The following is a 15,121-nucleotide window of genomic DNA, read 5'->3' as shown; positions in this document are numbered from 1 at the left end:
ACGGGTACCAATCTGGTGCTTTCCTCTTGTTAACTTCCCCCCTTCCTCATTTGACTGTATTTGATTTGCGGTTGCTGCCGCCGTCGGCCGCTCCATGATCCATAACCTTTCGATATTGTTCCGGCGTAACTCCCACCTGGGTTTTGAACATTCGGCTAAAATGGGATACGTTCTTAAACCCGACCTGCAAGCCAATATCGGTCACTGAACATGCACGATGCATATAGAAGAGTTGCTTCGCTTGTTCAATCCGTCTGCGGTACAAGTAATCGAATATGGTAATCCCCGTACTTTCACGGAAAATTCTCGACATATACTGCTTGCTTAAGTGGAGCTCCCGCTCCATATCATTTAACGTGACATCTTCGTTGAATGCGTTTTCAATATAATGGATTACTTTGCGGACATGCCGCTCTTTCTCACTAATCGTATAGTTTTGCTTCTTCAGATCCGGCTCACAGACAGCGTACACCACGATCAGCAAATCAAAAAAGGCCATTACGAGCCGATTGAGATCTACCCAATTGCCGCTTTGGCTAAACCGGTGTATTCGAAGCAACAAAGCTTCCATTTCCTTGCCGGCTTCTTCCGACATGTGAATATGATGATGCCCCAGCACTTCAAAAGGCAGCATGAGATCGATTCCGTTCACCGGCGACTTCATCTTCCTCAGTGACGACGGGCGAATCGATATCCGGGTATAGATGCATCCGATCTTGTCATCCACACGTAATCCCTGCTGTTTCGTTCCATCCGAGATCAGAAGATCACGGGCAGCGAGCGGAATCGCACGATCGCCGACATTCGACAATCCGCTGCCTTCGTGGACATATAAAAGCTCGTAAAGAGCCGGATGCCGGACCTCCTCCGTATACAGCGGCTTGGAGCAACGGTATTCGAATTCATGAAACAAAGAGGGCCGCTCGATTGGCATGCCGTATCCCCCCAGTGGCGATTTTTTTCCATATTACCACAGGTGGCTTTGCCCGGATAGACTGCTGCCCAGATGAATATCGGCCCTCCATACCTTTCCATAGTTGATTCGGGCACTACCGAATTTTTCTAAACGGGAACATGGACGGCCGCATGCTCGATACAAGAAACGCTCACTGCCAATGTCGCTGTCCCTGTGTTCGTTATCGTTACAAGCAGCTCCATCATCTCGGCGTTTAACTGGAAGTGTGTAGTGAAATCGGTCGCCGCATTCCCGGATATTTTGGTTAAAGACCCTGCCGATACGTGTAACGCTCCAGAATGGTTGGAGAGGATCACCGTCTGCTCCGCGGCATCGAAAAGTGGCGTCGGATGCTGAACACATCCCGTGAAAGTCAATTTGACGGCTTTGCCCGATCCTGCAGCGGCAGGGTCGATTGCAAACGAAGCGGAACCGGCGGAACCGGATACCGCACGGATTGTCTGCGACTGAAAAACTTTCCTGTCTGCTACGTTCAACCTTGTCCCCGAAGACTGGTACAAACGTTCCAAGGTGGGAACATCGTGTTTGCCGGACAACGTATAATTGCGGTTTCCGTATAACCGGATCGCCCCGCCGGTGCTGCTGAATAAAACCAATCCGTTCACTTCGTTGCGGGAGATCTCCAGATCGAGACCCGGGTCTCGTACGATCCCGATCGATCCGCTCGTAAAGCCGGGAGCAATCCGGTTCTCGACAATTCGGCAAGCTTCCGTATACGTCCCGCGGATAAATATCCCCCAGCCCCCCGGACCGATCAGTTCATTGTGGCAAATCTCCAGGTTTTTTATTTTACCAGCCCGGTAGGTGCTGAACTTATCGACATAGATCCGATCTGCGATATTATTGGAGATGATCACGTTTTCACAATCGTTATCCTGAACCGTTACAAAGATCCTCTCTTTGATAATGTTCCCGTCAATGACCACAGTCGAGCTGTCGTCGATCCAAAGCTGCCTGTCGAAATTGTTGGAGGAAATGACTACTTCCGCCCCGGGGGAATTTTCTATTTCGCAGGAGCCGTACGAATTGTTGAAATCATAATTGCCGACAATTTTGATTTTGCCGTTGCCCCCGAAAAAATTGTAGCTGGTTGCATTTTGGCCGTTGTAACAGGCATTTCCGCTGTAATAAGTATTTATAGTACACAGGTTTTGAAAATGGCCGGCGTTTACCCCAACCGGAGCAGTTGATCGGCAGCCCTCCACCACTATATCCCGGATCGGATACGACTCGGTCCCGCGGAAGTTAGTCGCATAGAAAAACTGCTCGAATTCGCAATTTTGTATCGTTATCCGTCCGATGCTTCTCCCGATCAAGGCGGTCTCCGCCTGAATGCCTCGAATTTGGCTTGACGTGTTCAGCGCCTTGAACCGCAGCCCGCTGCACCGGAAGCCGTCGGCAAGCAGCGAGATATGACGGCCCAGCACGAGCCTCCCCGTTCCTTCCAGCGACAAATAGTTTTTATCGATCGTAAACCCGTTCGCCACCAAGTAATCTCCGAAGGGAACGTATATTTTGCCGCCCTCACCCGCTGCATCATTTACCGCTTGTTGAAAAATAGCCGAATTGTCGTAGCTGCCGCCCGGGCGGGCATTATACGGAGGTTGCGTGATGTCGATCCACGGGCCCGGCTTCCTGGGATGAAATCTCGAATCGTTCTCCGGAGTTGAACGTGCATACACCGATTCCGCGACGGAAGAAGCGCTTGCCCCATAGGCTCCTGCAACCGTCATACACGCACCAGCTCCGGCCAGACCGATGGACGCCAGCAACTTCCTCCGGCTTATTCGCTTCGGTGTAAGGCTCGTTTCCCACTCTCTCCCGTCCGTGGAATGTGCCTTGTTTTCATGGATCTTCTCTTCGTGTTCTGCCTTCATCTCCTGCGCCTCCTTCATCTAATGAGCATGATGGTCTAACTGAATTACTCCGGCTTGCAATGCATCACAATACCGAAATCCCCCCTATCGTCACAACCACAAATGTTCCCACTCTCGCTCCCTCCATGATCCTGCGCTTAGCGTACCAAATCAATCGTGCGGCTTCTTTTCCCTTATTCATGAAAATTCCGGTTTATTTGACTAAGAAGGACGATTCCCACTTTAAAGCGCGCAAAGAAAAACCAACCCCGTTACGAACGCCGTCGTTCGAACAGGGTTGGTTGTTGGAGCGGTCATACGACCGCATTCTCCTTAGCTTCGCGCTCTTTCTCTTGCTGCTCCGTACGCTCCAGGTCGCGCTCCAGAATCGGCTTTAAATACTTGCCGGTGTAAGACTCCGGTACCCGGACGACTTCCTCCGGCGCTCCCGTCGCCACGATCGTGCCGCCTCGAGTACCGCCTTCCGGCCCCAGATCGATCAAATAATCGGCCGTCTTAATCACGTCCAGATTATGCTCGATTACAAGCACCGTCTCGCCGCTGTCCACCAGACGGTGAAGGACGGTAAGCAAACGGTCGATGTCGTCGATATGAAGACCCGTTGTCGGCTCGTCCAAAATGTAGATGGTCTTGCCGGTGCTGCGCCGGTACAGCTCGGCGGCCAGCTTCACCCGCTGCGCTTCGCCACCGGACAGCGTCGTTGCCGGCTGGCCCAGCTTCATATAGCCGAGGCCTACGTCCAGCAGCGTCTGCAGCTTCCGGTGAATACGCGGAATGTTGCGGAAAAACTCGCAGCCGTCCTCGATCGTCAGCTCCAGCACCTCGGCGATGCTTTTGCCTTTGTATTTGATATCGAGCGTCTCGCGGTTGTACCGTTTCCCTTTGCACTGCTCGCACGGCACGTACACGTCCGGCAGGAAGTGCATCTCGATCTTGATGATACCGTCTCCGCGGCACGCTTCGCAGCGTCCGCCTTTCACGTTAAAGCTGAACCGGCCTTTCTTGTACCCTCGCACCTTCGACTCGTTGGTTGCCGAGAATACGTCGCGGATATCGTCGAACATCCCTGTGTACGTGGCCGGATTCGATCTCGGGGTTCTTCCGATCGGCGACTGGTCGATCTCGATGACCTTCTCGATATGCTCCAGGCCGAGTATTTCCTTATGCTCGCCTGGGCGTGTCTTCGCTTTATTCAGATCGCGCGCTAGCGATTTGTACAAGATTTCGTTAATCAGCGTACTTTTGCCCGATCCGGATACGCCGGTGACGCAAGTGAATACGCCGAGCGGTATTTTGGCGTTGACGCCTCGCAGATTGTTCTCCTTGGCGCCTTTGACCTCCAGCCACTTTCCGTTAGGCTTCCTCCGCGGACTCGGGATCGGTATGAACTTCTTCCCGCTCAAATATTGACCGGTAAGCGAGTTGGGATCTTCCATAATTTCCTTCGGCGTTCCTTGCGCCACGACTTGTCCGCCATGGATGCCGGCACCCGGTCCGATATCGATAATATAGTCCGCGGCGATCATCGTATCTTCGTCATGCTCGACGACGATCAGCGTATTGCCGAGATCGCGCATATGCTCCAGCGTACGAATGAGACGATCGTTGTCCCGTTGATGCAGACCGATGCTCGGCTCGTCCAGGATGTACAGAACGCCCATCAGGCTGGAGCCGATCTGGGTCGCCAGACGAATGCGCTGCGCCTCGCCGCCGGATAACGTACCGGCTGAACGGCTGAGGGATAAGTAGTCGAGACCAACGTTAACCAGAAAGCCGAGACGGGCTTCGATTTCCTTCAGTACGAGATGGGCGATCGTCCGCTCCTTCTCCGACAGATCGAGTCCGCCGAAGAAATCGGCCGCATCTCCGATCGACAGATTGGTCACGTACGCAATATTTTTATTGCCGACGGTGACGGCCAGCGTCTCCCGCTTCAGCCGTTGGCCTTTGCAGCCCTGGCACGGCTTCGCGCTCATATATTGCTCGATATGCTCGCGGATGCCGTCCGACGCGGTCTCGCGGTATCTCCGCTCCAGGTTGCGGACGATTCCTTCGAACGGAACGAGCGCTTCCTTGGACAGGCCAAAATCGTTCTCGTAACGGAATTTGACCTTCTCGCCGCCGGTTCCATACAAAATCTTCTTCATATGGTCCGCCGACAGCTCGGCAACAGGAACGTTCCGGGGGATCTCGTAATGTTCGCACACCGCAGCCAGAAACTGAGGATAATAGTTGGACGTGCTTCCCGCCCAAGCCTCGAACGCGCCTTCCTCGATCGTCATCGCCGGATTCGGTACGAGAAGGTCCGGATCAACGATCATCTTCGCTCCCAAACCGTCGCAATCCGGGCAAGCTCCGAACGGGCTGTTGAACGAGAACATCCGCGGAGCAAGCTCATCGATGCTGAAGCCGCATTCCGGGCACGCCAGCTTCTGGCTGAACAGCAGCTCTTCCTGCTCCATCACATCGACGATTACCCGGCCGTCGGCCAGCTTCAGCGCCGTCTCCAGCGAATCCGCGAGCCGGGCCTGAATATCACCCTTCACGACGATCCGGTCGACGACAACTTCGATCGAATGTTTCTTGTTTTTCTCCAGCTCAATCTTCTCGGACAGATCGCGGATCTCTCCGTTAACGCGGACGCGAACGAAGCCCTGCTTCTGAATATCGGCCAGCAGCTTCGTATGCTCGCCCTTGCGTCCGGATATGATCGGCGCCAAGATCTGCAGCTTCGTCCGCTCGGGATATTCCATAATCCGGTCGATCATCTGCTCGACCGACTGTGCGGTAATCTCGCTGCCGTGATCCGGGCAATGCGGCTTCCCGATCCGGGCAAACATCAGCCTGAGGTAATCGTATATTTCCGTAACCGTGCCGACTGTAGACCGGGGGTTGCGGCTGGTCGTTTTCTGGTCGATGGAGATGGCCGGGGACAATCCTTCGATCGAATCGACATCCGGCTTGTCCATCTGGCCCAGAAACTGTCTGGCGTAGGCGGAAAGCGACTCGACGTAGCGGCGTTGTCCCTCCGCGTAGATCGTATCGAAAGCGAGCGACGATTTGCCGGAGCCGCTTAACCCGGTCAACACGACGAACTTGTCGCGCGGTATCGTTACGTCAACATTTTTTAAATTATGAGCTCTCGCTCCTTTGATCACGATGCGGTCTTGAGCCACTGTGAACCATCCTTTCCGTGGGTATAGCCATTCATTCCTTCATCATAACACCGTTAAAAACGACTGGGAACCGGCCGCCCGGTTGAAACATTCTCCAGCTCCGCCGCGAAAGAGAGCCGCCGTTACAGGGCGGCTTTGAGCTCCAATATCGCATCGCGCAGCTCGGCGGCACGTTCGAACTGCAAGCTTTTGGCAGCTTCCTTCATCTCCGCTTCGAGACGTTCGATCAGCGAGGCTCGGTCTTTCTTGGACATTTTCTCGGACTTCACGCCGGCCAGATAGTCCGCCTTCTGCTCCGCCACCTTCGTGGCCTCGATAACATCGTGCACCCGCTTCTGGATCGTCTGCGGCGTGATGCCGTGCTTCTCGTTGAACTCGATCTGGATCGCGCGCCGCCGCTCGGTCTCGCGGATGGCCCGGTCCATCGAATCTGTCCGCTTGTCCCCGTACATAATAACCCGGCCGTTCGCGTTCCGCGCCGCCCGTCCGATCGTCTGAATGAGCGACCGTTCGGCACGCAGAAACCCTTCCTTATCCGCATCCAATATGGCGACGAGGGATACTTCCGGCAAGTCCAGCCCTTCCCGCAGCAGGTTGATGCCCACCAGCACATGGAACGTGCCGAGCCGCAATTCGCGCAGCAGCTGCATCCGTTCAAACGTTTTGACATCGGAATGGAGATAACGGACCTTAATGCCGAGCTCTTTGAAATAATCCGTCAAATCCTCCGACATTTTCTTCGTCAGCGTCGTGACGAGCACCCGCTCGTCCTTGGCGATCCGCTCGTTGATCTCGCCGATCAGATCGTCGATCTGTCCCTTCGTCGGGCGCACCTCGATAATCGGATCGAGAAGACCTGTCGGCCGGATGATCTGCTGCACCATCGTCGGGCAGCTCTCAAGCTCATACGGGCCCGGCGTAGCCGAGACGAAGATCGCCTGGCTGATCTTCTGCTCAAACTCCTCGAATCGCAGCGGCCGGTTATCCAGCGCCGACGGTAGCCGGAAGCCGTGATCGACCAGCACTTCCTTCCGCGCCCGGTCGCCGTTGTACATCGCTCGGATTTGCGGAAGCGATACATGTGATTCGTCAACGATAACCAGCATATCGTCGGGGAAATAGTCCAGCAGCGTATACGGCGTAGCGCCGCGTTCGCGGAATGTAAGCGGCCCGGAGTAGTTCTCGATACCGGAGCAGAAGCCCATCTCGTGCATCATCTCCAGATCGTACCGGGTCCGCTGCTCCAGCCGCTGAGCCTCCAGCAGCTTGTTCTCGGAACGAAGCTCTTCGAGCCGCTCCTCCAGCTCGCGCTCGATGTCCACCAGCGCCTTCTTCATCGTATCCTCATGGGTGACGAAGTGAGACGCCGGGAAGATCGCGACATGATCCCGCTCGCCGAGAATCTCTCCGGTCAGCACGTCGATTTCAGTAATCCGCTCGATCTCGTCGCCGAACAGCTCGATGCGAATCGCCTGCTCGCCTCTCGAAGCCGGGAAAATCTCGATAACGTCGCCCCGAACGCGGAACGTCCCGCGGACGAAGTTAAGATCGTTCCGCGCGTACTGGATATCGACCAGCTTGTGTAAAATCTCGTTGCGCGGTCGTTCCATCCCCGTCCTCAGCGACAAGACGAGATTCCGGTACTCCATCGGGGAACCGAGACCGTAAATGCACGATACGCTGGCAACGATGATTACGTCGCGGCGTTCGAACAACGAACTGGTTGCGGAGTGGCGGAGCTTGTCGATCTCATCGTTAATGCTGGAATCTTTCTCAATGTACGTATCGCTCGAAGGAATATACGCCTCCGGCTGGTAGTAGTCGTAATAACTGACAAAATACGACACGGCGTTATGGGGAAAAAACTCTTGGAACTCGCTGCACAGCTGAGCCGCCAGCGTCTTGTTATGCGCAATAACAAGCGTCGGACGGTTCGTCCGGGCGATCACCTGGGCGGCCGTAAACGTCTTCCCCGTGCCGGTCGCGCCAAGCAGCGTCTGATATCGCTTGCCCTCCTGCAGTCCGCGGACAAGCTCGTCAATAGCCCCAGGCTGATCGCCTTGAGGCTGGAATGGAGAAACCAGTTGAAACGGTTTGTTGTGGAGCACGATATCGCTCATCGCTTTATCCCTCGCTCTGGGTCTTTCGACTCTATTGACTCTTTCTTCAATTACCGATATATGGTGTGACATGCGACAGGGTCTACCGAATGTTTGTTCTCATCAGATATTATACTTCTTTTTCCGAATTGTTGCAAATTTTCAAACAAAGGGTGTGGGTCTGTTTCATGGATTTAACTACGATTCTAGGCATAATACTCGGCCTGCTGGCATTGGTGGGAGGTTTCCTGCTGGATGGAGGCCATATCAACGGTCTGCTCGTATTAAGCGCCGCCATTATCGTGTTCGGAGGCACGATCGGCGCGGTTGTCGTCAGTTTCCCGAAATCGCAGCTGAAGCAGATTCCGAAAGCACTCCGCATGGCGTTCAGCGAAAGGAAAACAAAACCGGAGCAGCTGATCGAGGAGCTGGTCGAGATGGCGGTTATCGCCCGCCGGGAGGGCGTGCTTGCCATAGAAGACCGCGCTCAGCAGCACCCGAACGCTTTTCTCAGGGACGGATTGCAGATGGTGGTCGACGGCACGGACCCGGATCTGATCCGGCAAATTCTCGAAGTTGAGATCGAAGCGAACGAAAAGCTGCATGCCAGCTATGCGAAAATATTCGAAGCCGCCGGAGGTTACGCTCCGACGATGGGGATTATCGGTACGGTCATGGGTCTGATCCACGTCCTGAGCAACATGTCCGACCCCGAATCGCTCGCCGGATCGATTGCCGTAGCGTTCGCGGCCACCTTGTACGGCGTCGCCAGCGCGAACGTCATCTACCTGCCGATCGGCAGCAAGATCAAAGTCCGCAGCGAAGAGCAAATCGCCGAGATGGAGATGATGCTCGAAGGGCTGCTCGCTCTGCAGGCGGGACATAACCCGCAGATGATCCAGAAAAAGCTGACGTCCTTCCTGCTGCTCGACACGGAGGCGCAAGTTCGGAAGGAAGCGAACGCCGATGGCTAGGAGACGCAAGCAGCCGTCCGGTTCCCATTCCAGCAGCGAGCGGTGGCTGATCACCTATGCCGACCTGATTACGCTGCTGATGATTTTTTTCGTCATCCTGTATGCGATGAGCAAGATCGACTCGGCCAAATACGACACGTTGTCCAGAGCGCTGCAGATGCAGTTCAACGACGGCTCCTCGGTCATCCCGAAAGGGACCGGCATTATGGGCGAGGCGATTCCCGGGGACCCGAAGTCCGGCGACCAGACGCAGCAGCCGCCGGAATCCAAGACGGAGCCAAACTCCGATCCCGAGAAAGAAAAAGAGAAGGAATTGCAAAATTTGCTGAAAATCGTTCAGCAATATATTGCCGATCAGCATCTGGAGGAGCAGCTGTCCGCCAGCGATACCCCCCGCGGCATCGCGATCAAGCTGAACGACCTGTTTCTGTTCGATCTTGGCAAAGCCGAGCTGAAGCAAGGGGCTTATCCCGTGCTGGAGAAGCTGGCAAGCCTGTTTCCCACCCTGGATACGAAAGTGAGCATCGAGGGGCATACGGACGACCTGCCGCTCGCTACAGGATCGGCTTATCAGGACAACTGGGGACTTTCGCAAGCCCGGTCGGTGTCGGTCATCCGCTACTTCGTCAATACGGCCAAGCTGGACACCGGTACGTTCATCTCCTCAGCTTATGCCGACACGAAGCCGGTTGCGCCTAACGATTCCGAAGCGAACCGGCAAAAAAACCGCAGAGTCGAAATCGTCGTGCTGCGGAACGATCAGAAATAATCCAAGTATAAACTCTGAGCTGGATGCGGCTCTGAAGTACTAATGCAACGCTACTACGTAAAAATCCCAACACTTGTACGAGCAGATCTTACCGAAGCGGCGAGTTTGCGCAGACGGGGCGATAGGATGTACTAGTCGGCATATAGAGGCTGTCGATTCAATGTGTAGAAGTGATAGCAGGCCGTTTCAAGTGAAAAGTTACCTTCTTCTGCTCAAACAGGTTGTCCGGAATCCCTTGATTAAATAAGGATGGTAAGGTGGGGGAACCCAGACAAAACTCGCCAGAAGCTAATCTTTTCCCTTTCCACTTGGTTGTCCACATGGAGTCGACAGCCTCATATAACAGGCGAGCAATGGCGTTTGGCAAAGAATACGGTTCAACCTTGTTTTGCTCCCTGCAAATGAAGATAGAGGAAACTTTAATTCCGCTAATTCGTCGATGGAACTCTTTTAGGGGCGTTAGAGGAAGTTTTATTTCCTCTATACGAAGGATTTCTATGTATTTCAAGCAAGTTTCCATAAATAACGGAAGTAATAGTTCCGCTATCCACCTTTCTGGACGGTTTCAGGCGCATTAGCGGAAGTTTTTCTTCCGCTAATCGCTTCACCCTGCAAAAAAGCTGCCGGATCCGGACACCGATCTCCGCTGCCCATACGCTGGTAGATTTATCTGTTGGTGTAATTTCGAGGTCAGGCACTAGAAGCAAGAAACTCCAGTTCCATGGTCGGTGGAATTGGAGTTTTTCGTTAATCTCAGGAGAACTCGGCCAGCCGGACTTCCAAAATGCAACCGTTCGACGGACGAATGCCCGAGTCCAGCCGCTTACAGCGCTCCGCTCTCCTTCGCTGCGGAAGGTGCCGCCTGGCTCCGCCGTCCTGCTTTCGTAAACCAGTTGACGTTCCGCTCTTCCAGGTAATACATTACCTTCTCGTCGGGAGCAAGCAGGACGCCCAGCAAATGGTGATCGCCCGAATAAAGAGCTCTCTGAACGAACTTGCTGTGCCCTTCGGTATTAATCACCTCCAGCTTGCAAAATGCCCCGTTGACGCCGAGCGCTTCATGCAGCTGTTCCTTGGTCCGGACCCGTATACCGTTCACCTTATGAATGATTTCCCCGGCAACAAGCCCCATCTCGCTGGCCGGACTGCCGGGTAGTACAGCCAATATTCGCAGCCCTTGCTCGTTATGCACGTAATACGGAGGCTTCTCCGCCTCCTCCCGCCCGCTCCACCACAGTAAAGCTTCGTGCAGAACAATCGCCAGAACCGAACCGATCAGCACGAATCCGGGCAGCCATTCGGCCCCCGCCGCCAAGGCCAATACGGCCAGCGAGTAGAAGAACAGGAGCGACGCGCTTCGCTTCGCCTTCTGCTGCGGCAGTCGGGTCACCGTACGCTCGGCGAAACCGAGCATCACCGGCAGCGCGGAAAAGGTCCAGCCCGCGTTCCAAATATCCCCTCCGAACAAAGGTGTCCATGGCAGCGCTGCCGCAGCACCGGCCGATTGAACCGGCACCAGCAGCAGCAGCGGCACGGGCCAGAATTGCTGGAGCTGGTACCCGCCGATCACCTTGCCGCGCTTGCCCGCCACGAACAACGGCATAGCCATGTCGGCCCCCTGCTTTCTGACGAAAAACGACTCCAGCAAATGCAAAATGCCGACTAAAGCGAGAAGCGAAGAGATGGGCAAGCTCTGAAGCGGCTTAACGGCCGCGCCCACGTACGGAATCTCCGCCAGCCCCGGAAACCAGCCTGTAATGACGTGCAGCATTCCTAATACCCCGACGGAGTAGGCCAGACATATAAACCGTATCCGGAATACCGCCAGCAGCGCCGACAATACCCACAACCAGATCAAGGCGCCGGCCGGTACCGTTGCGCCGACGAACGCCATGACGAGCGATGCCGCCATCCCTGCAGCTATGCCCCAAAGGACCGTTTTCCAAGCCGTATCCAGCATCGAGTGCAGCCGGGTGGAGAACAACTTGCGTTCCAGCACGATCTGTTTGTGATATTGCAAAATAACGAACAAAATCCCGATATAGTAAAACGGCTGAGCAGCAAGCTGAAGCAAAGCGCGCAGTACGCCTCGCGCCAGTTCGGCCACGATCTCCATCCAGGCACCGCTCCTTTATGCATAAACTATCTCCCTCTGCAAGAGGTTGTTCAAAAAGTCCACTTTTGATCACGAAGCAGATACAGGAAGCCTACTCGACATCGAATATGGAATTCAGCCGGAACTTCCGGTGCTCTCGTAGCTTTCACTACGCTCCGCTCCTCATTTCCTTGCTTCATCCCATCTTCTCGGTGCTGAAAACCGGACTTTTTGAACTCGCACTGAAAAGGGAGTCCGCACCAAATTCAACAAAAAAAGAAGGGACGGCTGATAAACCATCAGCCTCCCCTTCTTGGTTCGACGTTGCGATCGCGAATTCCTGCCGTTTCCCGCAGCTTTCCAGCGTTTTCCGATATCCGGCCGCTTGCCCGCATGCTTCCGGCTCCTACTTGACCGCCTTCTTCATCGCTTCGACCGCCGCTTTTAATTGCAGGTCGTTTTTGGGATCGCGGATTTCTTTAGTGATCGCTTCTTCGATTTTGTTAGCCGTTGCGACGTCCACATCACCGTTAGCCGGCAGACCGTGCTGGCCTTGGAACGACTTGACCGCCTGAGCGGTAGCTTCGCTGAAATAGCCGTCTATCCGTCCGGGCTTGTAGCCGAGACCTTCAAGCATCATTTGCAAGTTTCTGACGTCGTCCCCGAGCGTATCGGTTTTGAGCGTCGTTTTCTTGGACATCGGCGACGCTTTGAAGTAGGAAGGCTGATCCACCGTCAGATCCGGTTCGATTCCTTTCTCATTCACCCAGTTCCCGTTCGGGGTGAGCCACTTCATGACCGTCATCTTAATATTGCTGCCGTCGCCCAACTCGTGCTGGTAAGTAACCTGAACGGTACCTTTGCCGTACGTCTTCTCTCCGACCAGCGTAGCGCCGGCCGATTCTTTCAGCGCTCCCGCCATAATCTCCGATGCGCTCGCGCTTCCGTTATTGATCAGTACCGCGATCGGATACGGCTTGCTCGATCCTTTGGACACCGTCTTCTCCCGCTGTCCGTTGCGGTCCTCGACCTGGACGACCGTTTTGCCGCTGGCCACGAATGGATCGAGCATGTCCACTACCGCGTTCAGCATACCCCCCGGATCGTTCCGGACGTCGATGACAAGAGCTTTCATTCCCTGATCCTCGAGAGCCTTCAAGTGTTCCTTGAACGTCTTCGCCGTATTCTGCACGAATTCCCGGACGTCGAGTTTGCCGACTTGACCGTCCATCATTTCGGAGTGCACCGTCTCGATCGGAATATCGTCGCGTACGACTACGATCTCGATCGGCTCGGCTCCGGCCCGCATAATTTGCAGCTTCGCCTGAGAGCCTTTGGTGCCCCGGATTTTCATTACAGCTTCCGACAACGTCAGCCCGTCCAGCTTCTCTCCGTTAACCGACATGATGATGTCGTTCGTCCGGATGCCCGCCTTCTCCGCCGGCGATCCTTTGATCGGGGAAACGACCTTTACTCTGCCGTCTTCCAGCGACACCTCGGCTCCGATCCCCTGGAACGTGGAGTTGAGCATGTCGTTGAACTGCTGCGCTTCCTTCTGATCCATGTACGTCGTGTACGGATCGTTCAGGGAGCCCAGCATGCCGTGGATGGCGCCGTCGATTACTTTCGTCTTATCGACCTCGTGCAAATATTGGGTTTTGATCAATTCGTAGGTCGTGGAGAGCTTCTTCAGCTCCTGGGCAGTAAATCCCGACTGTTCCGCCTTGCCTCCCGATACGCTCTTGCCCTGCTCGGCAAACGAAAACGGACCGACGATCGTGAGCGTCAGCACGCTGCTCGCGAACATCGCCAGCAGCATAAACGCCACGAAAATATACAGATTGCGACCTTTCCAGAACATCGTGCTTTCTCACCGCCTCTTATGGCTTGTCTGTCTGCGCTGTTTCCAATGTATGATGCCAGCCGTTCAAATATAAGCACGGTTCGTTATTTTTTCAAATAAGGGAGCGGATCGGCCGGCGCATTGTTTTTGCGTACCTCGAAGTGCAGATGGTTGCCTGTAGAACGCCCCGTAGAGCCTACTTCGGCGATCGACTGCCCTCGCTTCACCTGATCGCCTTCCTCTACCAGCAGCTTCCGGCTATGCCCGTACCATGTCTGCAAGCCGCCTCCGTGATCGATGACGACCGTATTGCCGTATCCGTTCACCCACTGGGCGATAATGACCGTTCCGGCTTCAGCCGCCTGGATATGCGTTCCTGCAGGCGCCGGAATATCGATCCCCTTATGATTGGCGTCCGATTTGTTGATCGGATCGACCCGGTAACCGTAGCCGGACGAGATCGTCGTTCTGCCTGGCAACGGCCAGCTTAAGGTTCCACCGCTATACACGAACGTTTGCTTGCTGTTGTTTTTGTTGCGCTCCGCCCAAAGCTTCGATTTCTCCTTGGCCAGGTTGTTCAGCTGCGCTTCCGCTTCCTCGCTGATATGCTCGAGGTCCTTTTCCTGCTTGGCCAGGCTTGCGATCAGTACTTCCTTATCCTTTTCTTTCACTACGAGCGCGTTTTTGATCTTTTCGTTCTCGGCGTACAGCAGCCGGATTTCCTCGAGCTGATTCTCCACCTGAACTTTCTTCTGGGCCACCGCTTCGCGATCCCGTTTGTTCGCCTCCAGAATATCCTTATCCTGGCTGACGATCGATTTGAGCGCGTGGTACCGGTCCAAAAAGTCGCTGAAGCTGGTGGATTCGAGCAATACGTCCATATACGAGACGAACCCGTTCGTATACATGAGCCGCACTCTGGACTTGAGCAGCTGATCGCGCGTCTCGACGCGTTGTTCCGCTTCCTGAAGCTCTTCCGTCGTCTTCATCAGATGCGTCGCCGACGTATCGATCTGCTTCTGAATTTCGTTCAGCTTGTCGCCCTGTTCCTCGATCTGCTTCCACAGCTCCTGAATGCTGCTCGCTTCCTGCTCCTTTCGTGCGGCAATATCCAATTTAAGCTTGTCCGCATCCTGCTGCTTTTTGGCGGTTTCCGCCTCTTTTTTCTGAATTTGCTGGAGCTGGCGGTCGATTTCAGCATTGGTAATAGCATACCCTTCTTTTGGCGCGGACATAAGCAGCATAGATAAGCTGCAGACGGCGATAAGCGATATTTTTACCTTTTTCAAGACAGGAATTCCTCCTTGGCGTC

9 protein-coding genes are annotated in these 15,121 nt (G+C 54.7%); 2 read left to right on the top strand and 7 right to left on the bottom strand.

Features of this window, described 5'->3' with window-relative positions; translation table 11 throughout:
* Positions 1–46: 46 nt before the first annotated feature.
* The 4 genes from IDH45_RS16890 to uvrB all read right to left on the bottom strand — a co-directional run bounded on the left by IDH45_RS16890 (position 47) and on the right by uvrB (position 8,149).
* Positions 47–934, bottom strand: coding sequence for a helix-turn-helix transcriptional regulator (locus IDH45_RS16890; RefSeq protein WP_190929296.1), 888 nt, complete (start codon positions 932–934; stop codon positions 47–49).
* A 128-nt stretch (positions 935–1,062) separates the two neighbouring features.
* Positions 1,063–2,853, bottom strand: a complete 1,791-nt coding sequence (locus IDH45_RS16885; protein ID WP_190929295.1) for a right-handed parallel beta-helix repeat-containing protein — start codon at positions 2,851–2,853, stop codon at positions 1,063–1,065.
* A 293-nt stretch (positions 2,854–3,146) separates the two neighbouring features.
* Positions 3,147–6,029: an excinuclease ABC subunit UvrA gene (gene uvrA, locus IDH45_RS16880; protein WP_190929294.1), complete on the bottom strand. Its 2,883-nt coding sequence runs from the start codon at positions 6,027–6,029 to the stop codon at positions 3,147–3,149.
* 122 nt (positions 6,030–6,151) lie between these two features.
* Positions 6,152–8,149, bottom strand: coding sequence for an excinuclease ABC subunit UvrB (uvrB, locus tag IDH45_RS16875; RefSeq protein ID WP_190929293.1), 1,998 nt, complete (start codon positions 8,147–8,149; stop codon positions 6,152–6,154).
* A gap of 167 nt (positions 8,150–8,316) precedes the next feature.
* Between uvrB and IDH45_RS16870 the strand changes: the two genes are divergently transcribed.
* Complete coding sequence (locus IDH45_RS16870; protein WP_190929292.1) at positions 8,317–9,102, top strand: flagellar motor protein; 786 nt, start codon at positions 8,317–8,319, stop codon at positions 9,100–9,102.
* Positions 9,095–9,871, top strand: coding sequence for a flagellar motor protein MotB (locus tag IDH45_RS16865; RefSeq protein WP_190929291.1), 777 nt, complete (start codon positions 9,095–9,097; stop codon positions 9,869–9,871). The genes IDH45_RS16870 and IDH45_RS16865 overlap by 8 nt, the downstream gene beginning before the upstream one ends.
* Before the next feature lie 823 nt (positions 9,872–10,694).
* Here the strand turns inward: IDH45_RS16865 and IDH45_RS16860 are convergent.
* The 3 genes from IDH45_RS16860 to IDH45_RS16850 form a co-directional block, all read right to left on the bottom strand.
* Positions 10,695–11,987 carry a PDZ domain-containing protein gene (locus IDH45_RS16860; protein WP_190929290.1) on the bottom strand — a complete coding sequence of 431 codons (1,293 nt, stop codon included), beginning with the start codon at positions 11,985–11,987 and terminating at the stop codon, positions 10,695–10,697.
* A gap of 385 nt (positions 11,988–12,372) precedes the next feature.
* A complete protein-coding gene (locus IDH45_RS16855; protein WP_190929289.1) occupies positions 12,373–13,827 on the bottom strand; it encodes a S41 family peptidase in 1,455 nt (484 codons plus the stop codon).
* Positions 13,828–13,913: 86 nt separating this feature from the next.
* The gene (locus IDH45_RS16850) at positions 13,914–15,098 is read right to left on the bottom strand and encodes a murein hydrolase activator EnvC family protein (RefSeq protein ID WP_223836722.1); all 1,185 of its coding nucleotides are present in this window, start codon (positions 15,096–15,098) and stop codon (positions 13,914–13,916) included.
* Positions 15,099–15,121: the final 23 nt, after the last annotated feature.

It is taken from the genome of Paenibacillus oceani (genome assembly GCF_014705615.1).
Taxonomy (GTDB): domain Bacteria; phylum Bacillota; class Bacilli; order Paenibacillales; family NBRC-103111; genus Paenibacillus_AB; species Paenibacillus_AB oceani.
Note: the sequence above shows the minus strand (reverse complement) of the source record. Positions and strands in the feature narration are given on the sequence as shown.